General features: G+C 68.7%; 35 protein-coding genes, 2 pseudogenes and 1 riboswitch. Of the genes and pseudogenes, 19 read left to right on the top strand and 18 right to left on the bottom strand.

Annotated features, from left to right (window positions below; genetic code table 11):
• The first annotated feature begins 9 nt into the window (after positions 1-9).
• The 5 genes from H8R18_RS06955 to H8R18_RS06935 all read left to right on the top strand — a co-directional run bounded on the left by H8R18_RS06955 (position 10) and on the right by H8R18_RS06935 (position 4,649).
• Positions 10-285, top strand: coding sequence for a DUF4235 domain-containing protein (locus H8R18_RS06955; protein WP_191071332.1), 276 nt, complete (start codon positions 10-12; stop codon positions 283-285).
• 97 nt (positions 286-382) lie between these two features.
• Positions 383-679 carry a hypothetical protein gene (locus H8R18_RS06950; RefSeq protein WP_191071331.1) on the top strand — a complete coding sequence of 99 codons (297 nt, stop codon included), beginning with the start codon at positions 383-385 and terminating at the stop codon, positions 677-679.
• Positions 680-783: 104 nt separating this feature from the next.
• A riboswitch (TPP riboswitch) is annotated at positions 784-891 on the top strand.
• Between the two features lie 44 nt (positions 892-935).
• Positions 936-1,982, top strand: coding sequence for a thiamine ABC transporter substrate-binding protein (locus tag H8R18_RS06945; RefSeq protein ID WP_191071330.1), 1,047 nt, complete (start codon positions 936-938; stop codon positions 1,980-1,982).
• Complete coding sequence (locus tag H8R18_RS06940) at positions 1,982-3,649, top strand: ABC transporter permease (protein WP_223875102.1); 1,668 nt, start codon at positions 1,982-1,984, stop codon at positions 3,647-3,649. Before H8R18_RS06945 ends, H8R18_RS06940 begins: the two co-directional genes overlap by 1 nt.
• Entirely contained in the window at positions 3,633-4,649 is a 1,017-nt protein-coding gene (locus tag H8R18_RS06935; RefSeq protein WP_191071329.1) for an ABC transporter ATP-binding protein, read from the top strand. Before H8R18_RS06940 ends, H8R18_RS06935 begins: the two co-directional genes overlap by 17 nt.
• Here H8R18_RS06935 and H8R18_RS06930 read toward each other — a convergent pair.
• From H8R18_RS06930 to H8R18_RS06875, 12 genes are all read right to left on the bottom strand, one after another.
• Positions 4,646-6,313, bottom strand: a complete 1,668-nt coding sequence (locus H8R18_RS06930; protein WP_191071328.1) for a PQQ-binding-like beta-propeller repeat protein — start codon at positions 6,311-6,313, stop codon at positions 4,646-4,648. The genes H8R18_RS06935 and H8R18_RS06930 overlap by 4 nt on opposite strands.
• Positions 6,314-6,364: 51 nt before the next feature.
• Positions 6,365-7,690, bottom strand: a complete 1,326-nt coding sequence (locus H8R18_RS06925; protein ID WP_191071327.1) for a DUF4921 family protein — start codon at positions 7,688-7,690, stop codon at positions 6,365-6,367.
• Positions 7,691-7,849: 159 nt separating this feature from the next.
• Positions 7,850-8,260, bottom strand: a complete 411-nt coding sequence (locus H8R18_RS06920) for an ACT domain-containing protein (RefSeq protein WP_191071326.1) — start codon at positions 8,258-8,260, stop codon at positions 7,850-7,852.
• Between the two features lie 82 nt (positions 8,261-8,342).
• Positions 8,343-8,750 (bottom strand): hypothetical protein, encoded by a 408-nt coding sequence (locus H8R18_RS06915; RefSeq protein ID WP_191071325.1) that lies wholly within the window; start codon positions 8,748-8,750, stop codon positions 8,343-8,345.
• Entirely contained in the window at positions 8,747-9,355 is a 609-nt protein-coding gene (locus H8R18_RS06910; RefSeq protein ID WP_191071324.1) for an Asp23/Gls24 family envelope stress response protein, read from the bottom strand. Before H8R18_RS06910 ends, H8R18_RS06915 begins: the two co-directional genes overlap by 4 nt.
• Complete coding sequence (locus tag H8R18_RS06905; RefSeq protein WP_227712784.1) at positions 9,352-9,897, bottom strand: RNA polymerase sigma factor; 546 nt, start codon at positions 9,895-9,897, stop codon at positions 9,352-9,354. Before H8R18_RS06905 ends, H8R18_RS06910 begins: the two co-directional genes overlap by 4 nt.
• A gap of 78 nt (positions 9,898-9,975) precedes the next feature.
• A complete protein-coding gene (locus H8R18_RS06900; protein ID WP_191071323.1) occupies positions 9,976-10,248 on the bottom strand; it encodes a CsbD family protein in 273 nt (90 codons plus the stop codon).
• Positions 10,249-10,316: 68 nt separating this feature from the next.
• Positions 10,317-10,934 carry a hypothetical protein gene (locus H8R18_RS06895; RefSeq protein WP_191071322.1) on the bottom strand — a complete coding sequence of 206 codons (618 nt, stop codon included), beginning with the start codon at positions 10,932-10,934 and terminating at the stop codon, positions 10,317-10,319.
• Entirely contained in the window at positions 10,931-11,551 is a 621-nt protein-coding gene (locus H8R18_RS06890) for an Asp23/Gls24 family envelope stress response protein (protein ID WP_191071321.1), read from the bottom strand. Before H8R18_RS06890 ends, H8R18_RS06895 begins: the two co-directional genes overlap by 4 nt.
• Positions 11,548-11,919, bottom strand: a complete 372-nt coding sequence (locus tag H8R18_RS06885) for a hypothetical protein (RefSeq protein ID WP_191071320.1) — start codon at positions 11,917-11,919, stop codon at positions 11,548-11,550. Before H8R18_RS06885 ends, H8R18_RS06890 begins: the two co-directional genes overlap by 4 nt.
• A gap of 1 nt (position 11,920) precedes the next feature.
• Positions 11,921-12,112: a hypothetical protein gene (locus tag H8R18_RS06880; RefSeq protein WP_191071319.1), complete on the bottom strand. Its 192-nt coding sequence runs from the start codon at positions 12,110-12,112 to the stop codon at positions 11,921-11,923.
• 3 nt (positions 12,113-12,115) lie between these two features.
• Positions 12,116-12,601: an Asp23/Gls24 family envelope stress response protein gene (locus H8R18_RS06875; RefSeq protein ID WP_191071318.1), complete on the bottom strand. Its 486-nt coding sequence runs from the start codon at positions 12,599-12,601 to the stop codon at positions 12,116-12,118.
• Positions 12,602-12,769: 168 nt separating this feature from the next.
• Between H8R18_RS06875 and H8R18_RS06870 the strand changes: the two genes are divergently transcribed.
• A complete protein-coding gene (locus H8R18_RS06870) occupies positions 12,770-13,285 on the top strand; it encodes a hypothetical protein (protein WP_191071317.1) in 516 nt (171 codons plus the stop codon).
• Here the strand turns inward: H8R18_RS06870 and H8R18_RS06865 are convergent.
• Positions 13,282-13,797 carry a gamma-glutamylcyclotransferase family protein gene (locus H8R18_RS06865; protein WP_191071316.1) on the bottom strand — a complete coding sequence of 172 codons (516 nt, stop codon included), beginning with the start codon at positions 13,795-13,797 and terminating at the stop codon, positions 13,282-13,284. The genes H8R18_RS06870 and H8R18_RS06865 overlap by 4 nt on opposite strands.
• Before the next feature lie 202 nt (positions 13,798-13,999).
• On the opposite strand from H8R18_RS06865, the gene H8R18_RS06860 reads away from it, so the two are divergent.
• Complete coding sequence (locus tag H8R18_RS06860; protein WP_191071315.1) at positions 14,000-14,455, top strand: Hsp20/alpha crystallin family protein; 456 nt, start codon at positions 14,000-14,002, stop codon at positions 14,453-14,455.
• 72 nt (positions 14,456-14,527) lie between these two features.
• Here H8R18_RS06860 and H8R18_RS06855 read toward each other — a convergent pair.
• A pseudogene (locus H8R18_RS06855) lies at positions 14,528-15,372 on the bottom strand (aldo/keto reductase).
• 34 nt (positions 15,373-15,406) lie between these two features.
• Positions 15,407-17,017: an MFS transporter gene (locus H8R18_RS06850; RefSeq protein ID WP_191071313.1), complete on the bottom strand. Its 1,611-nt coding sequence runs from the start codon at positions 17,015-17,017 to the stop codon at positions 15,407-15,409.
• 130 nt (positions 17,018-17,147) lie between these two features.
• On the opposite strand from H8R18_RS06850, the gene H8R18_RS06845 reads away from it, so the two are divergent.
• The 6 genes and pseudogenes from H8R18_RS06845 to H8R18_RS10005 all read left to right on the top strand — a co-directional run.
• Complete coding sequence (locus H8R18_RS06845; RefSeq protein ID WP_191071312.1) at positions 17,148-18,722, top strand: aspartate:alanine exchanger family transporter; 1,575 nt, start codon at positions 17,148-17,150, stop codon at positions 18,720-18,722.
• A gap of 217 nt (positions 18,723-18,939) precedes the next feature.
• Complete coding sequence (rplJ, locus tag H8R18_RS06840) at positions 18,940-19,461, top strand: 50S ribosomal protein L10 (RefSeq protein WP_191071311.1); 522 nt, start codon at positions 18,940-18,942, stop codon at positions 19,459-19,461.
• A 57-nt stretch (positions 19,462-19,518) separates the two neighbouring features.
• Positions 19,519-19,908, top strand: coding sequence for a 50S ribosomal protein L7/L12 (gene rplL, locus H8R18_RS06835; RefSeq protein WP_191071310.1), 390 nt, complete (start codon positions 19,519-19,521; stop codon positions 19,906-19,908).
• A gap of 99 nt (positions 19,909-20,007) precedes the next feature.
• Complete coding sequence (locus tag H8R18_RS09305; RefSeq protein WP_227712783.1) at positions 20,008-20,691, top strand: 6TM ABC transporter family protein; 684 nt, start codon at positions 20,008-20,010, stop codon at positions 20,689-20,691.
• Positions 20,681-21,700 (top strand): ATP-binding cassette domain-containing protein, encoded by a 1,020-nt coding sequence (locus H8R18_RS06830; protein WP_338089216.1) that lies wholly within the window; start codon positions 20,681-20,683, stop codon positions 21,698-21,700. Before H8R18_RS09305 ends, H8R18_RS06830 begins: the two co-directional genes overlap by 11 nt.
• Positions 21,701-21,887: 187 nt before the next feature.
• A pseudogene (locus H8R18_RS10005) lies at positions 21,888-22,367 on the top strand (ABC transporter transmembrane domain-containing protein); the annotation flags it as partial.
• Here the strand turns inward: H8R18_RS10005 and H8R18_RS06820 are convergent.
• Positions 22,362-22,640, bottom strand: coding sequence for a hypothetical protein (locus H8R18_RS06820; RefSeq protein ID WP_194189208.1), 279 nt, complete (start codon positions 22,638-22,640; stop codon positions 22,362-22,364). The pseudogene H8R18_RS10005 and the gene H8R18_RS06820 sit on opposite strands and share 6 nt — an antisense overlap.
• A 62-nt stretch (positions 22,641-22,702) precedes the next feature.
• On the opposite strand from H8R18_RS06820, the gene H8R18_RS06815 reads away from it, so the two are divergent.
• On the top strand, positions 22,703-23,395 hold the full coding sequence (locus tag H8R18_RS06815) for an ATP-binding cassette domain-containing protein (protein ID WP_194189207.1): 693 nt from the start codon (positions 22,703-22,705) through the stop codon (positions 23,393-23,395).
• Here H8R18_RS06815 and H8R18_RS06810 read toward each other — a convergent pair.
• Together H8R18_RS06810 and H8R18_RS06805 are read right to left on the bottom strand one after the other, a co-directional pair.
• Positions 23,317-23,583, bottom strand: a complete 267-nt coding sequence (locus H8R18_RS06810; RefSeq protein ID WP_191071307.1) for a helix-turn-helix domain-containing protein — start codon at positions 23,581-23,583, stop codon at positions 23,317-23,319. The two genes, H8R18_RS06815 and H8R18_RS06810, sit on opposite strands and share 79 nt — an antisense overlap.
• Positions 23,584-24,060 (bottom strand): DUF2975 domain-containing protein, encoded by a 477-nt coding sequence (locus H8R18_RS06805; RefSeq protein WP_191071306.1) that lies wholly within the window; start codon positions 24,058-24,060, stop codon positions 23,584-23,586.
• 118 nt (positions 24,061-24,178) lie between these two features.
• Here H8R18_RS06805 and H8R18_RS06800 point away from each other — a divergent pair, with 118 nt between their 5' ends.
• Genes H8R18_RS06800 through H8R18_RS06780 form a run of 5 tightly spaced genes read left to right on the top strand, consistent with a single transcriptional unit; the run spans position 24,179 to position 26,918 of the window.
• Entirely contained in the window at positions 24,179-25,036 is an 858-nt protein-coding gene (locus H8R18_RS06800; RefSeq protein ID WP_191071305.1) for an ABC transporter ATP-binding protein, read from the top strand.
• On the top strand, positions 25,029-25,367 hold the full coding sequence (locus H8R18_RS06795; protein WP_194189206.1) for a hypothetical protein: 339 nt from the start codon (positions 25,029-25,031) through the stop codon (positions 25,365-25,367). The genes H8R18_RS06800 and H8R18_RS06795 overlap by 8 nt, the downstream gene beginning before the upstream one ends.
• 8 nt (positions 25,368-25,375) lie before the next feature.
• Positions 25,376-25,885: a hypothetical protein gene (locus H8R18_RS06790; protein WP_194189205.1), complete on the top strand. Its 510-nt coding sequence runs from the start codon at positions 25,376-25,378 to the stop codon at positions 25,883-25,885.
• A complete protein-coding gene (locus tag H8R18_RS06785) occupies positions 25,882-26,685 on the top strand; it encodes a hypothetical protein (RefSeq protein WP_191071303.1) in 804 nt (267 codons plus the stop codon). Before H8R18_RS06790 ends, H8R18_RS06785 begins: the two co-directional genes overlap by 4 nt.
• The gene (locus H8R18_RS06780; protein WP_191071302.1) at positions 26,685-26,918 is read left to right on the top strand and encodes a helix-turn-helix transcriptional regulator; all 234 of its coding nucleotides are present in this window, start codon (positions 26,685-26,687) and stop codon (positions 26,916-26,918) included. The genes H8R18_RS06785 and H8R18_RS06780 overlap by 1 nt, the downstream gene beginning before the upstream one ends.
• The last annotated feature ends 8 nt before the right edge of the window (positions 26,919-26,926 follow it).

The following is a 26,926-nucleotide window of genomic DNA, read 5'->3' as shown; positions in this document are numbered from 1 at the left end:
AATGACCTCATGGACATCGGCTGGAAGATTGCCTCTGCCGGATCGCTCGCCGTCGCCGGCTTCATCGCCGACAAGATCGTTGACCTCGGGTGGAAGGCCGTGACCGGTCACACGGCGCCGCGCAACGCCGAGGAGGAGGCGCAGGCGAACCTCGCCGAGGTCGTCATCTTCGGCGTCGTCTCAGGCGTCCTCGTCACGCTGATTCGCCGCCTAACGGTCAAGCAGACGAACAAGTGGTACGGCGGGCGCACTAAGGACGCCGTCGCTGAGCACTCCGAGCGCTAGTCAGCCCGGCCGCGCCGCCCAGAATGTGGCGAAGGTCACTCTATGTGTGAGCTGCGCAATACATACGTGACTGTGCAGGCAGGCATATAGTGAGGTCATGAGCGAACACGTCATTCATGAAAACCACGATCACGTCCATGGTGCCGACTGCGGCCACACCGCCATCGTGCGCGACGACCACACGGATTACCTCCACGACGGCCACCTCCACCACGACCACGGCGATCACTACGACGAACACGTCGTCGAGGGCCACGAGGTCGCCGAGGATCACGCCGGTCACGTCCATGGTGCCGACTGCGGCCACGAGGCCGTGAGCCACGACGGCCACACCGACTACCTCCACGACGGCCACCTCCACCACGACCACGGCGATCACTACGACGAGCACTGAGTCGTAGCCACGCCACAGACCACGCGAGCGCCCCGCCTCATCAACTGGCGGGGCGCTCGCGCATCGGCGATGAGCGACCGCGATCGTGGCTCATGGACTAGGGTGGGAGGCGACAGGGGAGCGGCGGGTGCCGCTGAGAGTGCGAAAACGGTTCGCAGACCCTCGAACCTGATCCGGGTCATGCCGGCGAAGGGAGTCGAGTCTCTCCTCCTCACCTGTGTGTCTGGGAGGTGTACGTATGTCACGAGCGCGAGTGATGCGACGCGTCAGGAGCGCGTGTGCCCTGGGTGTGGCAGCGGTGATGATCGCCGCAGCGGGGGCGTGTTCATCAACCGACGATGCCGCGACGAGCAACGACGTCACGCTGCTCGTTCACGACTCGTTTTCGGTCCCCGACGAGGCCAAGGTGGCCTTCGAGAAGAAGACGGGCTATCACCTGAACATCGTGACGACGGATTCGGGCCAAGCGCTCATCTCGAAGCTCAAGCTGACGAAGGACGCTCCGGTGGCCGACGCCGTCTACGGGTTCACGGACACGACGTCGGGTGACCTTGAGGGGGCCGGCGTCATCGCCGACGCCGGTGTGACGCCGGCGCCGGGGAGCGAGGACTACCGATTGCCGCAGCTCCCCGGGGCCATCCCCGTGGATACGGGCGCGGTGTGTGTCAACATCGACACGACATATTTCGCCGCCCACAAGCTGGCGGAGCCGCAGACCCTCGACGATCTCACCGACCCGGCCTACCGCGGCTTGCTCGTCAGCCCCGACCCCGCCGGCGGCGATACCGGGTTGGCGTTCTTCTACGCGACAATCGCCGCGCACCAGGCGAACTGGGGCGACTACTGGCGCCGCCTCGTCGCCAACGACGTCAAAATCGTTCACGGCTGGTCCGAGGCCTACGAGCAAGAATTCACCCAGGGTGGCGGCGCCGGCTCATACCCGATCGTCGTGTCCTACGCGACCTCGCCCGCCGCGACCGTTGCCGCCGACGGCCAATCGGCGACGACGAAGGCCCTGCCGAAGACGTGTTTGTCTCAAACGGAATACGCCGGCGTCCTCGAGGGGGCACAGAATCCGCGCGGCGGTAAGGCCGTCGTCGAGTGGCTGACGTCGCCCGAGGTTCAGGCCACCATCAGCGAGCACATGTACATGTATCCCGTGCGCGAGGGCGTGGACCTGCCGCAGACGTGGAGCCGCTTTGCCCCGCGCCCGCCCGCCGATGACGTCCTCACGCTCGCGCCCGCGACGATCCGCGATCACCGCGAGCAGTGGCTGCGCGAACTCGCGGACATCATCGGGTGATGATGGCGCGTCGAGGCAACGCCGCGTGGCGCGCAGCGCTCGTTCTCGCCGGGGTCGTGCCCGCGGCGTTCCTCATCGTCTTTTTCGCCTGGCCTGCGGCGACGCTCGTCGGCTACGGCCTGGGGGGCGAGGATGGCCTCGACGTCGCGGCCCTCGGTGCGATCCTTGCGCGAGCGCGCGTATGGTCGGTGGTTGCGACGACCGTGTGGATGGCGGCCGCCGGCACCGCGGGATCGCTCGTCCTTGGCGTCGCCGGTGCCCACGTCCTGTATCGGCTGCGCTTTCCCGGGCGCGGGGTAGCTCGCGCGCTCGTCTTGGCCCCGTTCGTGTTGCCGACCGTCGCCGTGTCGGCGGGATTTCGGGCCCTCTTCGCCGAGACAGGCAGCTTGGGGTTCCTCGGGATCGATGAGACGCCCGCCGCCGTCATCATCGCCATGATGTTTTTTAACGTCTCGCTCGTCACCCGCGTCGTCGGCTCGGCCTGGGCCCACCTCGACCCCAGGCCCGAGGAAGCCGCACTCATGCTCGGTGCCGGCCCCGTGCGAGTCATGTGGGACATCACCCGTCCACGCTTGACCCCGATCCTTACCTCGGTCGGTGCCATCGTGTTTCTCTACTGCGCCGCCGCGTATTCCCTTGTTCTCATTCTCGGAGGCCACCACGTCGCGACGATCGAGACCGAGATCTATCGCGAGACGACGCAGCTGTTCAATCTGCGCACCGCGGCGGTGCTGTCGCTGCTTCAGCTCTGCGTCGTCGGCGTCGTCCTCGTCGTGGCCGCGCGGCTGCGCGCGCGTTCGCTTGCCTCCTCCGAGGTCGCCCGCGCGGTCGATCGCCCGATCCGCCGGCGCGATATCCCCTGGGTCGCTGGTGTCGGCCTCGTCATTGGCGGGCTGACGATCGCTCCGCTGGCCGAAATCGTCGTTCGTTCGCTCACGCGTGGCGGGGAGTGGACGCTCGCAAACTACGCTGATCTTGGGCGCGAGGACGCCAGCGGTGCACTGGCATGCTCGGTCGTGGAGTCGTTGGGGACGTCGCTGCGCACGGCAGCGGTCGCGGCGACGTGTGCCCTCGTCATCGGCTGCCTCATCGCCCTCGTTCTCGCCCAGCGTCCCGCGACGTCGTGGGACCGTCGCCTCATGCGGGTCTTCGATTCCTTCACCATGCTGCCGCTGGGAGTGTCGGCGGTGACCGTCGGTTTCGGGTTCCTTCTCACCCTGTCGGGGCCGCCCCTCAACCTCGCGCGCTCGGGACTCATCGTCGTGGCGGCCCAGGCCAGCGTTGCCGTGCCGCTCGTCGTGAGAATGACCGTCCCCGTCATGCGTGGCATCGATCCGCGCGTGCGCGAGGCGGCAACGATGCTCGGGTCGTCCCCGCTCGGTGTGCTGGCCCGCATCGACATGCGCTTCCTCGCGCGCCCCGCCCTCGTCGCATGGGGGTTCGCGGCGGCGATGTCGCTGGGGGAGTTCGGGGCCACGTCGTTCCTCGTGCGGCCACTCACGCCGACGCTGCCCGTCGTCATTTACCAGTTATCCGCGCGCCCGGGTGCGAGCGAGCAGGGACTCGCGATGGCCGCTTCGGTCGTCTTGTCCCTCGTCGCCGCCACGGTGATGGTCGCCGTCGATGGAGTGCGGCGCCGCGAGAGGAGGCATGATGAGCACGCGTGAACCGCGCCTCGACATCCGCGTCGTGTCGGTGCGTTACGGCACGCACACGGTGGTGAGGGATGCGAGTCTGGGCGTCGAGGCCGGCGCGATGACGGCTGTCCTCGGACCGTCCGGGTCGGGCAAGTCCTCACTCCTGCGCGCCGTCGCCGGTCTGGAGACGCCGGCGGGCGGGCGGGTCGCCATCGATGGTGTGGACGTCACCGCTACGCCGCCGCACGAGCGCGGAATCGGCATGATGTTTCAATCGGGGGCGCTCTTCGATCACTACAGCGTCGGTGGCAACGTCGCCTACGCGCTCTCGCGCGGGCGTTTTCGGGTGCCCAGGGCCCAGCGAAAGCATCGGGTCGAGGAGCTGCTCGATCTCGTCGGCCTTCGCGGGTTTGCATCGCGTCCTCCGGCGAGTCTGTCCGGCGGACAGGCGCAACGCGTCGCGCTCGCCCGCGCCCTCGCCTCGCACCCGCGCGTCCTCCTCCTCGACGAGCCGCTCTCAGCGCTCGATCGGTCCCTGCGCGAGCACCTCGCGCTCGAGATTCGTCGCATCGTCACGTCGCAGGGGATCGGGGGACTCTACGTCACCCACGACCAGGACGAAGCCTTCAGCGTTGCCGATCGCCTGGCGATCCTTATCGACGGTCGCATCCGCCGCGAGGGAGGTACGCGCGAGGTGTGGGAGGACCCGCGCGAGGCCGACGTCGCCGCGTTCCTTGGCTATGATCCGATCGTGCCGGCCGACATTGCCGCCACATGGGGCGTGAGCGGGCCGGCACAGCACGCGCTCGCTCTTGCCCCGGGTGCCCTGCGCCTGGCCGAGGACGCCGCTCGCCCCCTCGTCATCGACGCCGAGGTCGTGTCGATCACCGACGTTCGGGGAGCGCGCGACGTCTGCGTCGACATCGCCGGGATCGGCCGTGCCCGCGTGCGCGCTCCCATGCGATGGCACCCACGCGGATCGGTGTTGCCGCTGCGCCTCGATGACGACCAGGTCGCGTGGGTGCGCTAGCGCGCGTTGGGGTTGCCCGTGCAGATGGCGGACGTCGCGGCGTCCACGCGCGGGCTCGTCACCGTGATGGCCGAGACCGACGTGGGGAAACGCCCCTCGCAGGCCTTGAGGTATTCCGTGGCGTCCTTGCCGCGCGCGACTTGATCGGCGGTGACGACGCCGACGACCGGCTCGGCCCCCTCGAGGCCGCAGTCGACGGGAACCGTCGTGACGGCCGTGGAGCCGTCCGCGGCGGTCGTGCGGACGCACGTCTGCGCCGAATACGTGATTCCCGGCGACACCTCGCCCTGCGAGGCCGCAGCACCGGTGGCCACGCGCGCGGGGGTCTCGCCGCCGCCGGCCCAGGTGAACAGGCCGTTCTCGGACGACACGGTGAACGCGGCCTCGTTGAGGGTGAGCATGCCCAGGGCGTTATCGGGCAGACTCCACTCGAGGGCACCCGACGTCAATCCGTATCCGCGCACCTCGCCCGACGTCGTGTTGACGATGACGACGTCTTCGCCAATGCGCAGGTCGTGGGCATCAACCGAGACGCTCCACAACTCCGCGCCGCGCTGTCGAGAAAAGGCCGTCATGACGTGGTCGCCGGCGACGACCTCGACGTCCTTCGTTTCGGCCAGGCGCGGCGTGCCTTCGATTGTCATCGCCAACGAGGCGTAGGCGGGGCGGCCCACCGAGGGACCCGTCCAGTTGATCGCGTGGAACTCGCCCGAGCGAATGACGAGTGAAGGCAACGAGTGATCGACGGGGATCGGCACCGACACGTCGGCCGGCAGCAGCTGAACGCGATTGCGACCCGGAGTGACAACCGCTGCCGGGGCACACCCGGCGGAGGGGGCAACGACGATGCGCCCGCCCTTGTCGGCCGGCTGCGTAAGCAGGGTCCCGGGGACCGCGCCGACGACCTGGTTATTCGCGATCGTGATGAACGTGTTGAGGCCGCCGTGAGTGATGAGGTACATCGTCGGCGATAGCGCCCGGAAGGCCTCGGGGGCATCGATCGTCGCCGCACCCAGTCGGCACGACGAGGAATCGGGGACGAGGTCGGGCGACGTCGGCTGCTGGCTGAGCATGGGCTCGCCGGTGAGCGTTCCCTCCGCGTTGATCGGCGTGATCGACAGATCCGATCCCAGCAGCAAAATGGCGTTGTCGGCGCCCACGGCGACGTTGATGTAGGCCTGGCCGTCCTCCCAGATCCACTTCGCGATCCCGGTGCCCACGTCGACGAGGGCGACGAGGGTGCCCGTAGAGGACTTGACGAGGCACGGCAGTGACTGGCCCTGGGCCTGGGCGGCGCACGCGATGAGGGGGCCGCCCAGCGACGTCTGCCATGACGCCCGCGCGCCCTCTCCCAGCCCGATGAGGACGCTCTCGCCCTTCTTCGTCGCACCCGCCATGATGCGGGCGTCGCCGTAGCTCACCGGCTGCGTCGTGTTGCCCGTGCCAAGGACGGGCACAAACGCATCGAGGTCGAAATCGCCCGGAGTGACCTGCTCGCGCAGGTGGGGTTCTTCGGCAAAGACACCGGAGGCGGCGACGGCATCGGGATTGGCTTTCTTAGCCAGCAGCCACTTGCCGGCGACGATGCAGGCACCGATAAGCGCGATGACGACGAGGATCGTGACGATCGTCCACACGCGCGTGCGCCGGGAACCCTGAGCCACTGCGGTTCCTCCTTGGTAGGCGGGGAGCGGAGCGAGCGCTCCGCTCCCAGATTAGCCGATCTGCCCCGCGAGGTCGGAGGGGCTTACCTTGCACTCGGCACCGATGCGCATCGGTGCGATCGCGCCGCTTTCGCGCAGCAGGTTCAGTCGGGGGAGCACGCGGTCGCGAATCGCCCACGGGTCGAGGGTGTTGAGATAGATCCGGGTGCCGCCCTCAAACCCCGCGAGCGTCGAAATCCGCCACTTGAGCAATACCCGCCACCGCATCGGGCGATGCACCGAGCGGGGCCGGTGGTACCACTCCTCATTCGTGGCCACGTCCGCCCCGGTTGCCGCGTGCACGGCGTGGAGCAGATCCGAGACCCCGCGCACGAGCGCGTCGGGGGCGTCCCACGGATTGACGGGATCACCCAGCGGCCACACGGCGATGGTCGGGTAGCGGTGTCCCACCCCGACCATGGCGACGGCCGCGTCGTTTTGGGCGAGCAGTAGGCCCCGCGTCGCGCACAGCTTGAGGATCGCCTCGTAGGAATCGGGGTGATCGTAGAGACGATCGAGCTCCGCGATAGTCGCCACCGGATACTCGTCGATGGCCACCAGCTGCTTGTGGAGGTGATCGAACGAGGCTCCGGCCGGTTTCAACCAGTTTTGGAACGCCGCGACGTAGCGCACGTGTGGCGAGAGGTCGTAGAGGTCGCGCATCGAGCGGGCGGTAAAGCGCGTGTAGGCCGCGTGTTCGTCGGGGGTGAGGGTGCCCGAGGAGGCCAGCTGGCTCGTCGTCTCGGCCTGGTCCGTGTAGTGGCGCCGGCCGATGATGAGATCGTGGCCGCCGGCGAAGAACCCCGTCGCGTGGCGCAGCAGCGTCTCTTCGTCGAGCTCCGCGACCTCGGCCTCGGACGCCCCGTAAGCCGCCAGGCGCGCCCGCACGACGCGCAGGACATGGTCATAGCCGGCGGGTTCGGACAGGTATTCGGCCATGCGCCGGTGCTGCTCGGGGGACGGCTCCACATCGTGATTGCGTGTCCAATAGTCAAAGCTGACGATCTCGAACAGGTTCGGCACCCGGCGAAAGGCCGCCGTCGTCTCGGTCAGGGCCGACGCGCGCAGGCCCTGAAGCTCGCGCCACTGCCCGTTCTCGAGGACAAGCCGCGATTTTTCGGGCGGAGTCTCGAGGTAGCGGGTGGGGCAAAAGGCGCAGGCGCAATCGCGCTGCGCCGGATCGATCGGTGTCTCCACAGCCGGGGGCATGGCGAGGGGGCGATGCCCGCGTCCGGGAACCGTCCACACCTCGGTCCCCGTGAGCATGTTGCGCTGCTTGACCGTACCGTCCGCCAGCTTCACCAGCGAGCTGGAGTGTTCCGGCAGTTCTTTCGACATGAGTTCGTCAGTCCTTGTACCCGGAAGGGAGTCGTCAGTGATCCGCTCCCATGGTAGCGCCGCGACCCCTGCGGGCCGCGGCGAAACTCTGACCCCGCCCAAAAGACGCCCGGGCGGGTGGCGTGTGCGGCCCGCGCGAGATGCGCGGACCGCGAGGACCTAGGACTGGGCCCACCCGCGCGCCTGCCGAGAAAGCCGGTCGAGGGTGGCCATCGCGTCGTGAGCGCGATGCTTGGGAACGAACAGGTGGTCGTGGCGCATCCCCGAAATGACGTTGCACGGAATCTGCGCGGCGGCGAGGTTCTGGGCGACCGTGCCTGTGAGGCCCTGTAGCTTCACCGACAGGTTGATCCCCAGGCTGATGCGCGAGAGCGGTTCGTGCGAATAGGCGACGTCGTGTTCGCGCGCCTGCTCGAGGGGAATGAGCGCACAGGTTCCCTCGGCCTCGGCGATGACGGCGAAGGGGACGATATCCGCACTCAGCCCCTCGGCGTCACAGTAGACGTAGGTGCCGCGCACGGCCGGCTCGAGGCGAGCCAACGCAGAGTCGAAATCGACAATATTCTCCATACGATCACGGTAGATGGCCACGCCCCATTCGGGCGCGGCCATCTCACAACGTGAGTGCGCCCTAACCAGGGGTGACGCCCGCTCAGTCGGCCGCGCCCGCCAGCCCGGTGTCGTCGTCGGATTGCGTCGAGGACGGCGAGACGATCGAGACAATATGCACGCCGGTGCGTGCCAGCGCAGGCAGATCGTCGGCCCCGGATCGGGCGCGCCGCCACGCCTGTTCCACCGCATCCGCGACCGCCGGCGCCACGACGCGCGGGACACGATCGGACACGAGGGCGATCGACACGTCGATGCTCGCTCCCTCCTCGCGCGTCGCGATGATGATGCGCTCGCGGGCGGCCTTGTCGGCGACCTCACCCTCGAGGACCCGACGCATAGCCGTGGGGGAGGCGACGAAGGCGACGCCGTCAACGGCGGTGATCGCGTCGTGGAGCAGCTGGCGAATGGTGGAATCAACGTCGGGGGAGCACAGATCGGCCAGATTCATGCCTCCACCCCCGTGATGTCTCCGTAGGTGTCGGCGACCGTCACGTCGACGCTGTGCACGTCGAGCGGGGTCGCGCGCATGATGGCCGACGTGGCCGCTTTGCGTGCGCGCGCGACGGTGTCGGGAATCGGCGCGCCCAGGCGCACGTGCAGCGTCATGTCGAGATCGACGCGTGCGCGATACGTCGTGATGTCGCCGTTGAGTCGGGTTCCCACGACGATCGTGTCGTCGTCGCCGACCTCGTTGCGTACGAGGGCGCGCAGCGACCCCTCGGTCTGGTCGAGGACGCGCTCGGCAGTGGGAGCAGCCAGCGGGATCGAGCGTCCCGGGCGCGCCTCAAGCATGAGGTTGTGAATGAGCTGGTCGAGCCAGGGGCCCTGCGCAGCCGCGGTCGCCTCTTCGTCGAGGAGCGTGCGGGCGTTGACGTGAAGGGCCGATAGCGAGGCCAGAGTCTGCTGGCACAGCGCGCAGTCGGAGACGTGAGACGACAGCTCGCTCGCGCGTTGGGGTGCCAGAGCGTCATGGGCGCCCTCGCGGTAATCGAGGAGGGCGTTGAGATCGCGCACGTGGGTGCCGCATTCCAGCGTGGTATCGGTGCTGCTCATCTCCATTCCTCCAGTTGGGTCATGATCGTGTGGCGGGCTCGGGCGAGGCGGCCGCGAACAGAAGCGACGGAAATCCCGAGCGTGTGGGCGATGTCTTCGTACGACATGTCGGCGCCTTCGCGCAGCCACCAGACGGTGCGCTGCGACTCCGGTAGATCGGCGAGGGCGCGTGCCAGGGCCTGCGAGCCGGCCGAGACGACGGCCGCGGAATCCGGCGACGGGGTCGGGGCACTGACCGAGGTCAGGGCGTTGACGTCGTCGTGGGACTTGTGGCGGCGGGCGTGGTCAATCGCCTTGCGGGCGGTGAGCCGCAGCAACCACGACCGCACAGCCGCGGGGTCGTCGAGCTGATCGAGGCGTTGCCAGGCCTGAAGCAGGGATTCTTGGACGATGTCGTCGACATCGGCGAGGGAGGGACCGAGTCGCGAGGCGACGGCCTTCATGGCGGGCGCGTAGCGGCGAGCTAATTCGCCAAACGCCCACGGGTCGCCATCGGAACTGAGACCAACGAGGGCCTCATCGCGCATATGCGACTGCTCCACCTGCTCTCCTTGCGTCGTGGCTACCGAGAGGGGCCCAGTCGAATGACTGGGCCCCGTTCAGGCTCAGCAGGCGATGGCCTACTTGTTGCCGTCCTCGGAGAAGCCTTCCTTCAGCTTACCGAAGGCGGCCTTGAGGTTAGAACCGGCCTGCTCGGCGAAGTCCTTGGCCTGCTCGCCGATCTCGGCGGCCTTGTCCTTCACGTCAGCAGCCTTGTCCTTGACGTCGGCCGAGACCTGATCGGCCTTGCCCTCAGCCTTGAGGTCCTTGTTGTCCGTGGCCGAACCCGCGGCCTCCTTGACCTTGCCGCCGAACTTTTCGGTGGTGTTCTTGATGTCGTCTTCGAGAGCCATGATGGTTCCTTTCCTGTGGTGTGGCCTGCCCACATGCGGGCCTGGCCTCGGTGTTTAGGGTAGTTGAGCTAGCTCACTCGATCAGCGGAACCGATGCGAGCGCGCAAATTCGTCGTCAGGTGAACGCGGACCGGGACCTTCTCGCCCAGCACCGAATCCAGGCGGGCGATGGCCTGATCGATGACGTCCTTGAGGTGAGCCGGGTCGGCTCCCTTGTAGGCGTTGACGTCGATGGCCAGGCCCGTCTTGCCCTTGACCTCCCAGGCCGTGGCCTTGGCCGAGGAGACCCAGCGGTCGTCCTCAAGCAGGCCGGCCAGCAGGGCGTTGACGAACGAGATCGTCGGAACGGTGTCGCCGGAATCGGTGTGTGAGGCCGGTAGCTGGAACTCCTTGGTCTTGCCCCCACCCTGGCTGAAGATCCAGCGCAGGGCGATGAGGGCGAGGATGATGGCGATGGCCACCCAGGCGATCGTCATCCACGAGAAGTTCTGCACCCCGCCGATCGCCACATAGGAACGATCGACGATGCCGGTGTACCACGATTCGAAGCGGTCCATGCCGCCGCGGATGGCCCGCAGAATGGGGGCCGAGATGGCCGCGGCGATGAGGGCCGCGCCCGCCGCGATGAGCAGCAGCGAACCGATGAATAGCAGGGTGCGATTGAGTGCGCGTGGAAGGTGCTTCACTTGGCCACCTGCCCTTCTGATGCCACGCGCAGGCTCGTGCGCGGAGCGGGATCCAGCTGGTAGGAGGCGACGCGCTCGCTGGCGAACGCATCGAGGCTCGCCTGGTCGAGACCCAGCCCGGATGTCGGCTTCGCCGTGATGGCGACGGAGCCGCGCGAGACCGAGGTCGTGACCTGGCCGTCGGCGAGGTTGGCCTCCTCGCGGACCGCACGCGAGATCGCGGCGGCCACCACCGAGTCGTCAACGATGTAGGCGGCGCGCTGGTCGCGAATCGCGTGGCGCCCCAGCGTCCCCGGCAACAGCGCCTTCGCCAAGAAGACGAGGCCGATGAGAACGAGGACGACACCGATGACGATGGCGAGCGCCATCATCTGCTTCGGCAGCGTCGCGATGGAGTGCCAGATGGCAGTGGGGCGCGCGAGCAGAGCCCGCTGACCGGCCATCGCCAGGATGCCCTCGATCGCCAGGTAGACGAGGATGACAATTGCCAACACCGCCATGACCGTAGCCGCGATCGCCCGCGAGGAATGGGTCTCGCGACGTACGAGATAGGACACGTGCGGTCCGGGGCCAAGGTCGGTGCTCAAGGCCCGCTGTTCGCTAGGTGTGAGACTCACTGGAGCTCCCTCCTTTCTTCGTGTCCCGCCTGCCGGCTAATCCCGGTGACGTAGACGTTGACGTGACCGACGCGGTGACCCGACACGGTGTGAAGCCGTGTGCGGATCGTCTCGCGAGCCTGGTCAACGAGGGTGAACAGGGTGTGGTCGCCGCGAACGGAACAGCGTTCGAGGTCGTCCGCGCGCAGGGCCGCCTTGACGGTGACCCCGAGCTTGCCCTCATCGTCAAAGGAAGACACGGACACGTCGTCGGGGGCGACGCGCAATGTCTGGGATGTAGCGGCCTGGGCAATGGAGTGCAGGGCCTTGCGCGTGATGGTCGTCGACCCGCGCAGGTCGCGCTGCTTGCCCGTGAGGTCGGTCGTCATACTAGTCGGAGGTCGTGGTCGACTTGCCGATCAGCGCTTCCCCGACGCCACGCAGATCCAGTTTGCCCGTTGCCGCGCGCCCGATGACGGCGCCAACAGCCATGAAGATGACGGCGAGGAGGAACCCGCCGAAGCCGTGCTGAGCGGCCATGAACGCCAGGAAGGCGCCAATCGCGATACCGGTGGTCGTCATGCGTTACTTCAGCTCCTTCGATTCCTTGTCGTCCTCGTCCTCGTCCTCGGAGGGAACGTGAACGTCGGCGACCTTGATGTTGACTTCCTTCACCTCGAGGCCAACGAGGCCCTGGACGGAGGCGAAGATCGACTCGCGAACCTTTTCGGCAACCTCGTGAACGGGGTAGGGGTACTCGACGATGAGGGTCAGGTCCAGCGCGGTCTGCGTCTGGCCAACCTCGACCGAGATGCCCTGCTTGAGGTTGTCGTCCGCGCCGACGGTCGAGCGCAGCGAACCGAGCGCGCGAGCGGCCGAGTTGCCGACGTCGTAGACGCCGGGGATCTCGCGGATCGCGAGGCCGGCGACCTTGGCGACAACCTGGTCGGCGATCGTCGTCGTGCCCTTGCCCTCGTCGGCGCCGACGTTGGTCGTCGGGGCCAGGTCCTTGGCCTGGTTCGCGGTGGGGACGGTGCCCTTCGCGGCCGGTGTGTTCTTCGTGTTAGCCATGATGTGCTCCTGAAAATCACAGATCGTGTGTTCGGGGGATCCCGAACGACGGACACATAAAAGACGAGGCGGCCCGCGACTTCCTCACGCTACGCACCGTGTGGTCTCGGTCACGTCGGCGCGGAGGGGACGGGTCGCCGTCGCGCAGTGGGTGGGTAGGCTGAAGGCGTGAAGTTCCAGCGCGCGGCGGTTGCCGCTACCGATCCGGCAAGGCGGCGCGAGCGCGCCCGCAGGCGACGGCTCGTCGGCGTGGTCTGCATCGGCGTCGCGTGCGTTCTCGCCGCGGGGATCGCGCTGTGGGTGAGCGGGGTCGGCGCCGGCGGCTATTCCTCGCCCACGGAACTCGCGCGCGCCTACACGCAAGCCGCGCGTTCGGGCGATGCCGCCACACTGTGCGACACCGTGAGTCCCGAGGATCGCGACAGCCTCGAGGCCGGCGCTGGTGTGCGAGGTGACGGCGGGTGCGCCGAGCTCATGGGAGCGCTCGTCAGCTCGGCCAAGAGCTCGGATGGTGAGGCGGGCAGCTTCAGGTATGTCGTCGCTGCGGAAGACGCCGAGACGGCGCGGGTCCGCGTGCTGCGCGACGGAAAAGACTATGACACCGTCTATGCGCGAAAAGTCGGTGCGCGAGGCCGCTGGTACCTCGACCTCACGCTGCCGAGCGAAGGCGGCGAGGGGCGCTAGTCCTCGTCCTTGACCACGTCGTCGACGTCGTCGTCGACAGCGAGGCTGTCCTCGAAAGCTTCCCACTCCTCGGCGTGGTTGGCCCAGTTGCCCGAGGGGGAGCGGGTGAAGTCGCCTCCGGCGTCCTCCATCGTCTCCTCCGCGGCGAAATAGACGTAGGCGCGCACCCGGTCTTGCCCGCTCCACGTCTCGCAGGGGGCGACGTCGACCCAGGCGACCTCGCGGACATAGAGGTTGTCCGAGCGCCCCTCGCCGATATAACCCTCCTGCTCGTCGATCTCGCGCACGAGACGATCGAATTGGCGCTCGTCGAGCAGGCAGATCGTGCCCGCAACTCCCGTCCCGGCATGGTCGCGCACGCACAGGGGGTAGGACGAGCCGATATAGAGAGTGGCGTCGGGCAGGGTGGCGGGGGCGTGCTCGCTCACGGCCGAGGCCAGCGTGGACCCGAAACCGCGCGAGTCCGGCTGGGAGGTGCCGTAAAAGAAGAACGGGCGATATGTGGTGTCCATAAACCGATGCTACCGGCGTGACGGCGGGCGCGGGCGGGTTCGGATGGGCGTGAAAATGCGCGACAAAAACGGAGGTTGAGTCTAGAGCGCTCAACTTTTGCGCTGTGGGTGAAATCTGTTGGCACTCGCCAGTCGAGAGTGCCAATCTGGATCCATCGAGATCGAGTGGACCGACACGGTCCCGCAACGAAAAGAGGACATCATGACCGCACGTAATTCGCTGTTCCGCGATCCCTTCCGCGAGATCGAACGCACCTTCGAGCAGGCCTACCGCGCCTCCGCTCAGGCCCCGGCGATGCCGCTGGACCTCGTGCGCTCCGGCGACGTCTACACGGCCTACATCGACCTGCCCGGCGTCGACGCCGATTCGATCGACATCGACGTCGAGGACCGCACCCTGAGCGTGCGCGCGACGCGCAAGGCTCCGCAGGGCGCCGACCTTCAGTGGGTGGCCCGCGAGCGCACGTCGGGAACCTACGCCCGCCAGCTGACGCTCGGCTACGGCGTGGCCCTGGACAAGGTCGAGGCCACCTATGCCGACGGAGTGTTGACGCTGAGCATCCCGGTTGCCGAGGAGGCCAAGCCGCGCAAGATCGCCGTGAAGTCGACGTCGTCGCCGGCGACGATCGAGGCCGAAGCGGAGGAGGCTGCCGAGTAGATCGGTGCGAGTGACAGACGGCTGCGGCGGGGTGACCACCGGTCACCCCGCCGCAGCCATGTCGCGATGGGTCTAGCGCGTGATGAGGTCCATCGTGTCGGGGTGAGACCCCTGCCGCCCGGCCTCGCCGCGGTCCAGGCCGTCGAGAACCTCGCGGGCGGTAGGCGGCAGCGAGAAATCGAAAATGGATAGGTTCTCGAGCTGGCGTTCGGGATGGACGGACTTGGGGAAGATGACGTCGCCGCGCTCGATGGCCCAGCGCAACACGACCTGCGCGGGGGTCCGCCCCAGGTCCTCGGCGAGTGCGCGCACCTGCGGGTCGTCGAGGATGGCGCCGCGGGCGAGCGGGGACCACGCCTGAGTGAGGATCCCGTGACCGGCCCCGAAGTCGCGCACGTCGTTGTTGGGCAGGTAGGGGTGGGCCTCGATCTGGTTGATCTCGGGTACGACGCCGACCTCATCGATGAGGCGGCGCAGGTGCGGGATCTGGAAATTCGACACCCCGATGTGGCGGGCGCCCCGTCGGCGGCGAATTCCGTCAACACCCGCCACGTCGTCACGAAGTCGCCGCCGTAGCGCGTGGGCAGCGGCCAGTGGATGAGGAACAGATCGACGTAGTCGGTGCGAAGATCGCGCAGCGAGCGCTCAAAGGAGCGGCGTGCGTCGTCGGGAGCGTGATTGCCGTTGTTGAGCTTGGTCGTGAGGAACATGTCGTCTCGCGCGATACCCGATTCGGCGATGGCGCGACCGACCTCGGCCTCGTTGCCGTACATCTGGGCGGTGTCGATGTGACGGATCCCGATCTCGAGGGCGCTCCTCACGGTCGCGACGGTCTCGGCGGGCGCCACCTGGTAGGTGCCGATCCCGAACTGGGGGATGGAACCGCCCTCACGCAAGGCGATGTCGGGGATGGCGATGTGTGTCACGGCGACGTCCTTTCGCGAGCGAGAGCTAGTGTTTTGTCGATCCGGTCGCACCGCGCGTGGCGACGGCGCGGACTCGGATGGCCGCCGCGACCCCGATGAGGAGGCAGGCGGCCGCCGCCCACAGGATATGCGACACCGAGGCGGCGAAGGCTTCGCGGGCTGCGGCGACGATGTCGGGGCCCGCCGGTCCCAGCTTGCCCGCGTCGGCCTGGGAGGCCAGCCCCGTCAGTGCGGCGCCGGCCGACTGGGTGACGGCGTCGGCGATTCCGTGAGCCTGCTCGCCACCGATCCCGAGCTCGCTGAGGCGCTCGATAATTCGATCGGGAAGCAGGATGGCGATGAGCGTGCCGGCGATGGCTGTGCCCGCGGCCGCGCCAAACTGGCGCATCGTCGACTGGGTGGCCGAGCCCTGGCCCGAGCGGTGGGCGGGAACGTCGGCGAGGATTGTCGAGGTCAGCTGTGCCGAGGCGAAGCCCAGGCCCGCCCCGTAGACCGCCAGGCAGGCGGCCATCGCCCACAGGTTCGCGCCCGCGTTCACGCACCACGAACTCAGGCACACCCCGATGAGCTCGAGGCCGACCCCGACGATGACGACAGACGCCGAGGAGAGGAACAGCGAGAGCCCGCGCGCGCCCGCCCCGGCGAGGAACGCCCCGCCAGCCATGGCCGCGAGCACCCACCCGGCTCCCATCGGGGAGAGGCCGCGGTCGGCGATGAGATAGAGAGGCAGGACGAACACGAGGACGTATTCGCCGGCCGAAATGACGAGCGCGGCGACGTTGCCCCACGTGAAGGCCGGCAGCCGGAACAGACTGAGCGCCAACAGCGGTTCGGAGGCGCGGGTCTGCCACCACAGGAACAGCCCCAGCATGACGAGGGCGAAGGTGCCGATGAGGGGGATGGGGGAGAAGTCTCCCTTGTCGACGATCCGCCACGAGCCGATGACGACTCCGGCCCGGGCCCGCCACCATCCCAGCGTCTCGCCCTCGATGATGGCGAACACCGCTGGCGCGGCGAAGAGGATCGACAGGACGAGGCCGAGAGGATCGAGCCGGCCGCGCCGCTCGCCCTCGCGCGCGGGCAAGACGACGTAGCCGAGGGCGACGAGGACGATTCCGATGGGAACGTTGACCCAGAAGATCAACGGCCACGACCAGTTAGTCGTCAGCCAGCCCCCGGCCAGCGGACCAATCGCGGCCGCGCCGGCCATCGTCGCGCCCCACGCGCCGAACGCGATCGTGCGCTCGCGCCCGGTGAACATCTGGTTCAGCGTCGACAGCGACGAGGGGAGCACGGCGGCGGCCCCGACGCCCTGGATGGCCCGCGCGGCGATGAGGGGTTCGGCCGTGCGCGAGAGCGCGGCAATCAGGGAGCCGATGACGAAAGCCGCGACGCCCAGGCGAAACAGGCGGGCGGTGCCGAAAATGTCCCCGGCCTTGCCGAAGGAGAGCAGCAGCGCGGCGAAGATCACCGAATACAGGGCGTTGACCCATTCGGCCGTCGTCAGCGCCAGGCCAAGATCGGTGATGATCGTCGGCAACGACACACCGACGATCGTGCCGTCAATGACGATGAGGCCGACGCCGACGGCCAATACCGCCAGCCCGGCCCAGGCGCGCGAGCTTGTCGTGGGCATATGTCCTCCTTCCGGCGCGGTGTCCCCACCGCCCAGTTAATGACAGCGAGTCATATCCCTGCAGCGTATAGCAGGATCGACGCTCTCGCGCACGGTGGACTCCGTCGCCACGACTGGGCACGATAGGCCCATGAGTTCCCTCCTCGCGGCTAATCCGCTGCTGACGATCTTCCTTGTCATCACCCTCGGTGCACTGCTGGGCAGCATCAGGTTCGGCCCCATCAAACTCGGCGCCGCCGGGGCGCTGTTCATCGGCCTGGCCGTGGGAGCCCTCGTCCCCGAGACCGCGCAGGGCCTCGAACTCATCCAGGCCGTCGGCCTGGCGCTATTCGTCTACACCGTCGGCCTCGCCGCGGGCGCGACCTTCTTTCGCGACATCACCCGCCAGGGCGGCCTGTTCGCCGCGGCCGCGGCAATCCTCGTCGTCGTCGGCGCCGCCGCCTGGGGGATCGGCCGCATCCTCGGGGTGGACGTCGATTACATCACGGGAGCCTATGCCGGCGCGTTGACGTCGACCCCGGCGCTCGCGGCCGCCAACGACGCGGCGGGCTCGGTGGCTCCCGGCGTCGGCTACGCGATTGGGTATCCCGTCGGGGTCGTCGTCACCATCCTCGTCGTCGCCGCGGTGGTCACGCGCTCGTGGCCGGCCACCTCCGACACCCCCTCGCTCGCCGGGGCCAGCCTCGAGGCGCGCACGATCGCCATCGACTCCGACACCGCGCTGCGCCGCATTCCCGGCTGGCAGGAGGGCACGGTGCGACTGTCCTATCTTCAGCGCGCCGGGCGCACCCGCGTCGTCTCGCCCGGCGAGGAACTGCTCGCCGGCGATCGCGTCCTCCTCGTGTCCGCGCCCGATCACGCGCGCGCCGCGATCGAGTGGCTCGGCCATGAGGTCGACGACGAGCATCTGGAAGCTCACCGCGACGAGGTCGACTTCCGCTACTTTCTCGTCTCGCGCAAGGAACTGGCCGGGCGCAGCGTCGGCGAGCTGGGGATGGCCTCGCGGTTCGGCGGCATCATCATGCGCGTTCAGCGCGGCGACCTCGAACTGCTGGCCGCCGACGACCTGAGCCTGGAGCTGGGCGACCGGGTCCTCGTCGTGGCCTCGCGCGAGGAACTGGGCGGCGTTGCGCAATTCTTCGGCGATTCCCAGCGCGACGTCTCCGAGGTCGACCCGCTCGGGCTGGGCCTAGGGATGCTGCTCGGCCTCGTCGCCGGTTTGCTCTCCTTCACGCTGCCCGGCGGCGCGCCGTTCACCCTGGGAATGGCATGCGGACCGCTCATCGTCGGGATGATCCTCGGCGCGCTACAGCGCACGGGGCCGCTCGTGTGGGTGCTGCCCCAGGCCGCGAACCTCACCGTGCGCCAGCTGGGACTCCTCATCTTCCTCGTCGCCGTCGGCCTGGCCTCGGGACCCGCCTTTGCCGCGAACGCCTTCACGCTCGAGGGCGTGAAAATCGGCGGGATCGCCCTCGTCGTCGTTGCGGCCTCGGCGGCCGCCATCGTCGCCGCCGGGCGGCTGCTCGGGTTGTCGGCGCAGCGAACGGCCGGAGCGCTCGCCGGGTTCGTCGGTCAGCCGGCCATCCTCGCCTACGCCTCTGCTCGCGTCGCGGACGAGCGCATCGAGGCCGGCTACGCCGCCCTGTTCGCCTACGCCATCATCATCAAGATTCTGTGCATCGCCGCGATCGCCGCGTTTGCCTAAGCGCCGCGTGAGTCCGCTCACGGTTGGGGTGCGCCGGTTGGTTTGATCGGGCGAACGTGCTAGCTTGGCACGTGCCCAAGACCGCCGGTGTACGACAGTACCGAAGGCCGCGCAAGCGGGACCAGCGCAGGTGAACGACCGCGATCCTCGCGTGCCCCGTGCTCCTGCGCGGGGTTTTTCTGTTGCGCCACCGGCGGCGTGACATGGAAGGAGGGTCATGGCAAAGCCCAACAAGGAAGCGGCCATCGCCGAGCTGGAGGAGAAGTTCCGCACCAGCTCCGCCCTGCTGCTCACCGAGTACCGCGGCCTGACCGTTTCGCAGATGACCGATCTGCGCAACGCGCTGCGGGCGCACGCCACCTACTCCGTCACGAAGAACACGCTTGCCCGTATCGCCGCCAAGAACGCCGGTATGGACTACCTGGTTGACGAACTCAAGGGCCCCACGGCCATCGTGTTCGTCTCCGGCGAGGCGGTCGACGCCGCCAAGGCTCTGCGCGACTTCGCGAAGGAGAACGAGAAGCTGGTCATCAAGGCCGGCGCAATGGACGGGAAGCTGCTCGACGCCGACGGCGTCAAGGCGCTCGCCGACCTGGATTCGCGCGAGGTCACCCTCGCCAAGCTTGCCGGTGCGTTCATCGCCAAGCAGTCCCAGGCCGCGGCTCTGTTCGCCGCTCCCGCCACCAAGATGGTCCGCACCATCGACGCCCTGCGCGAGAAGCAGGAAAAGGCCGCCTAAGCGGCACCCGACACCGGATTTTCTGCGATATCGCAGAGTGATGAAAGGAACCTACTCATGGCTAAGCTTTCCGCCGAAGAACTGCTCGACGCGTTCAAGGAAATGACCCTGCTGGAGCTCTCGGACTTCGTCAAGCAGTTCGAGGAGACCTTCGACGTTGAGGCCGCCGCCCCGGCCGCCGCCGTCGTCGCCGCCGCTCCCGGCGCGGGTGCCGCCGAAGAGGCCGAAGAGAAGACCGAGTTCGACGTCGTCCTCGAGGACGCCGGCGCCAAGAAGATCGGTGTCATCAAGGTCGTTCGCCAGCTGATCCCGGGCCTGGGCCTGAAGGACGCCAAGGAGCTCGTCGAGGGCGCCCCCAAGGCGATCCTCGAGGGTGCGGCCAAGGAAGACGCCGAGAAGGCCAAGGCCGACCTCGAAGAGGCCGGCGCCAAGGTCACCCTCAAGTAAGGGACTGCGCCTGTTCACGCGGCTTGCCGCGTGAGAAACGCCCCGGTACCCTCCGCGGTACCGGGGCGTTTGCCTATTCCCCGGCAGCGAAGGATGACTATGGGATCGCCTTTTCCGCGCCACGTCGGCCCGCCGCTGAGCGAGGCTGAGCGCCGCATCGGGTTGTCGACGCGGCGTGACTGCCTCGCCGTCGCGATCTCGGCGGCCCTGTCCCTCGTGACGAGCCTGTGTGCCGCCATGGTGTGCGTGTGGATCGGCGACGTCGTCACCGCGCTGCCCGCCGGGGCCGTTCCCCTCGGGATCCATCCCATCGCCTGGATCGTCCTGGCCGGACTCAGCGAGGCCGCACGCATCGGCATTCAGCAGCGCTCCGCCGCCAGGCTCGTGGCGAGGCTGCAAACGCGCCTGATGCGTCACGCCTTCGCGCTGGGACCCGCACGTCTCGCGGCGCGGCGCACCGGGGGACTGATCGCGCTCATGACCCAGGGTGTCGAGAAGATTGCCCTGTACCGCCAGACCTACCTCGGGCCGCTCGCCGGCGCTTACTCACCCCGTTTGTCGCCCTCGCCGTCATGGCACTGCTCGTCGATCCCGTCACCGCCCTCATCCTCCTCGTCCTCACCCCGGCGCCCCCGCCCTCGTGTGGGTGTTCACCCGGGTCTCGCGCCGGGCCGGGGCCGGGTCGCGCCGCGCCCGCGGCGAACTCGCCGCCCGCTACCTCGACGCCATTCAGGGCCTGGAAACGCTCGCCGTCACCGGCTCGGCGCGCCGCATGGCCGATGAGCTCGCGGCCGCGGGCGAGAAGAATCGGGCCTCGACGATGCGCATGCTCAAGTCGAATCAGCTCGTCCTCTTCGTCATCGACGCCGGCTTCTACCTCGCCTTCCTCACCCTCGGGCTGGTTGTCGCCGCGTGGCGCTGCCGCAGCGGGGCCATCGGTGGGGGCGAGGCCGCCTCGATCATCGCCCTCACCCTCCTCATGCTCGAACCGATGGCCCAGATCGGCGGTTTTTTCTACGTCGGCATGGGCGGGCGAGCCAACCAGGCCGGGGCGCGCAAGTTCCTCGGCCGGCCGCGCCCCGACTCCGGCGAGACCGGTACCCCGGCCGTGCTCGGCGATGCCGCCCGGCGCGCGCCCCGCCTCACCGCTGCGGGTCTGACCTTCGCCCACCCCGGCGGCACCGAGGTGCTGCACGGCCTCGACCTCGACGTCGCCCCGGGCGAGCACGTCGCCATCGTCGGGCCGTCCGGGCAGGGCAAGACGACTCTCATCAACCTGCTCACGGGAACGCTCAGCCCGAACGCGGGGACGATCACGCTCGACGGCATCCCCGCGACGCCGCCGGCACTGCGGGCAGCCTCCGCCCTCGTGTCCCAATCGACATGGCTGTTCACCGGGACCGTCCGCGACAACCTCGCGCTCGCGGCTCCCGCAGCCCGCGAGGCTGACATGTGGGCGGCGCTGCGGCTGGCGCGGCTGGACGAGGAGGTGCGCGCGCTGCCGCACGGCCTCGACACCGTGATCGGCGAGCGCGGATCGGGCCTGTCGGGCGGGCAGGCGCAGCGTCTGTCGCTCGCTCGCGCATTCGTCTCGGGCCGGCGCCTGCTCGTTCTTGACGAGCCGACGAGTTCGATCGACCTGGCATCCGAGGCCGCGATCACTCAGACGCTGACGCAGATCGGGCGCGATTACACGGTCATTCTCGTCACCCACCGACGCACGACGCTGGCCGGGTGCGACCGCGTTGTCGCGTTGGCCGGCGGCGTCCTCGCCGAGGAGGTGGAGCGATGAAGGTGTGTCGCTGGTTGGTGTCTGAGACGCGTCCGGTCCTCGCGCCGCTCACCGGTCGATCCTCGCCCGCATCCTCGATCACGTCCTGGGCTGTGTCCTCTACGGCCTGGCCGCGGGTGCCGCGGTCGGCCTGGCAACACAGGTCCCGGGGCCGTCGTGGGGAGTACTCGGCGCCCTCATCGCCGCCATGGTGCTCCTGTGCCTCGTCAAAGGCCTGTGTCACTACGCCGAACAGTTCCTCGGCCACAGCGTCGCCTTCCGGGCGCTCGAGCTGCTGCGGCGCGCCTGCTTCGTCCGCCTCATCCCGGCCTCTCCCGCGGCGCTCGCGGGAGCGCGCTCGGGTGACCTGCTCGCGCGCTTGACGACGGACATCGACCGCATCGAGGTCTTTTTCGCCCATACGATCGCCCCGGCAATCTCGGCCATCGTCGTCCCGCTGCTCGCGTGCACGGCGATCGGCGTCGTCGGCGGCGTTCAGGCGGGTGCGGCCGGCCTGGCCATCGTCGTCATCACCTTGCTCGTGTGTGCCTACGCCGGTCACGATGTCGCCCGCGTGGCCTCATTGAGCAACCTCGGTGCCAAGGGCGACGTCGCCCAACAGCTCACCGACTCGGTGCAGGGCGTGGCCGAGGTCGTCGGCTACGGAGTCGAGACGGCGCGGCTATCCTCTCTCGCCGAGGCGCAGGATCGCGTGCGCGTACAAGACGCCCGGCTCACCCGGGTCCTCGCGGTTCGTCGCGGCGTCGTGCAGGTCGGTCTGTTGGCCATGGTCGTCGCCCCGACCGCGCTGGCGGTCAGGGCAGGGGCGGCGGCGTGGGCGGTGGCCGCTATCGCCGTCGTCGCGTGGCGCAGCTGGGAGGTCGTGCGCGGAGTCGAGGACTTCTCGACGAGCCTGGCGACGTCGCTGGCCGCCGCCCGACGCGTCCACACCCTCGTTCACACGCCGCCAGCCGTCGCCGACGGTCCCGACACGCGTGGCCTCACCCGCGCCCCCGAGGTCGTGTGGGACCGGGTCACCTTCGCCTATCCGCCCACGCCGGGGCGCGCCGCGGCTGCCCCGTCGTGCGCGAGGCAACGGTGCGGGCGCCGGCGGGAAAGTGGACGGCTTTCGTCGGGGCGACGGGTGCCGGAAAGTCGACCCTGCTCGCCCTCGCGCTGCGCTACTGGGATCCGCAATCGGGTTGCATGCGCATGGACGGCACGGACATTCGCGGCTACCGTGTCGAGGCGCTACGCAGGCGGATCGCCGTCGTCGACCAACGTCCCCACCTGTTCACGGGCACGATCGCCTCGAATCTGCGGCTGGTTGCCCCGGCCGCCAGTGACGACGAGCTGTGGGCGGCCCTCGACGCCGCCCAGCTGGGCGAGGATGTGCGACGGATGGGAGGCCTCGAGGCGCGCGTGGGGGAGCGCGCGGCGACCCTCTCGGGCGGCCAGGCTCAGCGCCTCGCCCTCGCGCGTGCGTTCCTCGTCGACGCCCATCTCGTCGTTCTCGACGAGTTCACCTCGCACCTCGATCCCGAGCTGGCGGATCGCGTTCGCGCGAGCGTGCGCGAGATCTTCCCCGACGCGACGATCCTCGAGGTCACCCACACGGCTCCGGCCGATGCGCTGTCTCAGCGCGACGCCGGCATCGATCGGCTCGTCGTCGTGGGCGAGGGCGGAATCGATGAGGCCGCCTCGTTGTCGACGTAACGCAGCAGATCGCCGGGTTGGCACTCGAGAACGCGGCACAGTGCCTCGAGGGTCGTGAACCGGATGGCTTTGGCGCGCCCGTTTTTTAAGACGGCGAGGTTCGCCGGGGAGATGCCGACACGTTCGGCGCACTCGCCGACCCCCATGCCGCGCTCGGCCAACAGCACATCGATGCGACACGCGATCATCTAGATCACCGCCGCCAGCTCGCGGCGGTCGGCGATCGCCGCGGCGAGAACCTGGCGCGCAACCCGGATGACCAGCCACAGGGCCAGAGGGACGACGACGCTGAGAACGCAGATCGCCGAGACGCCGATGTGGCCCGCCGGCGAGCCGATGAGGAACGTCGCCGCGGCGATGAGGGTGAACCCCGCGGTGACCAGGCTCGCCGCTTGCATGAGCGCGAGGTAGCGCAGGGCCGGGGTGTCGATGCCGTCGCGACCGGTGCTCAGCCGCGACAGGCGAGCGAGGCCGTAGAGGACGACCTCGGCGCACACGAGGGCCGCGATGGCGCACGCGGCGGCGATGGCGACCACCGGCACCGGGAGATTCCACTCGCGCACGAGGTCGACGGCCAAGGCCGGGATGAGGCCCACCTGGACGACGACGCACGCGAATGCGAAGAAGACGAGACAGCCGAGAAAGACACCGTTGTGAAGCCGCATATCTCGATTATCGATCGAAACCTATCGAAAAACAAGAGGTCTGTTCCCGTATGTCGACGGTATGTAGTAGAACTGCTATATTTTGTCGTGTTATCGCGCTGTATGGATGGGGGAAAACATGGAACCGGTCGTTGCCCTAACGAACGTCCGCTTCGCCTACGGCAAGCACGAGGTCCTCGAGGGGGTCTCGCTCGATGTCGCCGAGGGCGAGCTCGTGGTTCTGCTCGGCCCCAACGGGGCCGGCAAGTCCACGCTGATCGAACAGATTGTCGGAACGAAGCGCCCGCATGCGGGCACGGTGCGCGTGTTGGGTGCCGATCCCGCGCGCCCCGACGACGCTTGGCTCGGGCGGATCGGGGTGGTCGCGCAGCATAGCCGTGATCGTGGGATGTGGAATCTCCGCATGTTCCTCTCCTGGGTCGGCGCGCACTACCGCGCTCTCGGCCGTGACGTCCTCAGCCCCGAGGTCGCCGCCGACCGGGTCGGCCTGGGCGACCAGCTCACCCAGCGTCTCGGCCAGCTCTCGGGCGGCGAGCGCCGCAGGGCCGACCTGGCGGCTGCCCTCATCGGCGTTCCCGACCTCCTCGTCCTCGACGAGCCGACGACGGGACTCGATCCCGTCGTCAAGGCGCAGGTCCACGACGTCCTCGCCGACGAGATCGATCGCGGTGCCACCATCGTCATGACCAGTCACGATATGGGTGAGGCCCAGCGCATCGCTCAGCGGGTGGTCGTCCTCAGCTCCGGGCGCATCCTCTTCGACGGCACGCCGGCACGGTTGCGCGAGCGAGTGGGCGCGCACGCCGAGGTGACGTGGGTCGACCAGGAGCGGCGCTACGTCCACGCCACCGCCGACCCGGAGGCCTTCATTCGCTCCCTCGACCTGTCCCAGGTGCGCAATCTCGAGGTAACGCGCCCCAACCTCGAGGACGCCTATATCGATCTGCTGTCGCGTCAGGGGGATGACCATGAGTAAGCACACGGTGCCGGTGGCCGATCGCGTGAAGCTCGCCCTCATGTTCGGATGGTACGAGGTGCGCGCCCGTTACTTCTCGCGACCCCTGTCGGTGATCGGATCCATCTTCTCCTCCGCCTTCCTCATCGCCGTGCTCCCGCTGCTGTGCCTGCTCGAAGAAGTCATCACTCCCGGCGTCATCATCGGCTACGCCGACTATCTTGCGGGCTTCGCGGGAATCCTCATGCCGGCGGCAGCGTTGCGTCTCGAGTACGCCGGCGGGGGATTCGGTCGACTGCGGCTGCTGCCCTACGGACGCGGCGCCGTCTACGGCGCGCCTTCGTCCCGATGATCTGGACAATGGCGTGCGTCAACATCGGGGTTGTCGTGGCGCTTACCTGGGGACTCGACCTCGCGCCCGGCCAGATCGCGCGCACACTCGGTGCCACCGTTGTCGGCGAGGTACTCGTGTGGGCGATGTGCACCCCGATTGGGATGATCGTCGTGCGGTGGGCACGCTCCATGCCGCTGGCGCTTGGGGCCTGCATCGTCGCCTACCTCATCATGCGCCCCCAAACCGTGACGGGGATGAACGAGGTCCCAGTTACTGCCCAGGTCGCCATCGCGTGGGTGACGCCCCCGGCGTGGGCACACCAGCTCGCTCTCACACTCGGTGACATCGCGCCGGGATGGCTGGAATCGGCCCCGACGCTCCTGCTGGTCGCGATGACGGCGGTATTCATCGTCCTCGCCTGGATTACGGCGATCCTCAGTACCCGCAAGCTGTTTAGCCGCATCCACCTGGCGGAGGACGCCGCGCCGGCGGGCGGTGACCGCACCGCGCGGCGCGAGGCCAGGAGGTTCGCATGAGCGCGCAGCTGAGCACTCGCGACCGCCTCACCATCGGTGTGCGGATGGGAGCGACGCCGTGGGCGGTGAAGCTGGCACTCGGCATCAGCGCGCTGGCGTGGGCCATCCTCCTCGCGCTCATCGCTCGCGGACACGCCGACGCGGCCGCGCTCTACCGCGACGCCGGCCTCGTTTGGGTCGTCCTGGGCCTCATTTGCGCCTCCCTCGCCTTCCAACAGGTGGGCGACGAGTTTGCCAACCGTGACGAGCTGCGCTGCCGCCTCCTTCCCGCAGGCCGCACCGAGTGGCTGTGGCAGACGCTGGTCACGCGCGGGTGCGAGGTCGCGGCGGCGTGGGTCATCTGGGCCGTCTACGTCCTCCTCGCCGGCATTGGCTTCCACGGCGCGCCGGCACTCGCCGGGGCCCTCGTTGCCCCGCTCGGTGCCCTCGCGGTAGCCTCGCTGCTCGGTGTCGTGCTGGCGACGCTCTTCCAAGGGCCCGTCACCGGGTGGGGTGCCTACGCCGTCCTCGTGCTCTCGCTCGTCGGACTGCGGGGAACGACCGTCGCGGTCTCGCCCCTCGACGGCTGGGAGCAGGCGCTCGCGGCCTCGCCGTGGTGCGCGAGTGAGCGCCTGTTGCGGTTCGTCCTGGGGATGCCGAGCACCGGCCCGGGCGCCGGCATGCTCGTCGGCACCGTCGCGGCGTGGCTGGTCGGGGGAGCCCTCGTGCTCGTTGGCGCGTGGCGGTGGCGGCTGTCACGGGTCAGCCTTGCCGGCACCTCGGTCAGGCAGCGGCGGCTGCGCTACTACAGGGGGATGTGATGGCTGGCAAAGACAGCGACGGGGTCGTCAACCGCATCGCCGTGTTGCGTGCCGATCGCGGGGTGTCGCGGCGCCAGCTCGCCGAGGCCCTCGGTGTCCACTACCAGACGATCGGCTATCTTGAGCGCGGCGAATATGCCCCCTCACTCAACCTGGCCCTGCGCATCGCGGCGTTTTTCGAGGTCCCCGTCGAATCGGTGTTCAGCCTCGCGCCGTTCCCACCCCTGCGGTGAGGGCGCGC

The organism is Nanchangia anserum, assembly GCF_015240065.1.
Taxonomy (GTDB): Bacteria; Actinomycetota; Actinomycetes; order Actinomycetales; family Actinomycetaceae; genus Nanchangia; species Nanchangia anserum.
The sequence above is the reverse complement of the archived record's forward strand: the minus strand, read 5'-3'. Positions and strand labels throughout refer to the sequence as shown.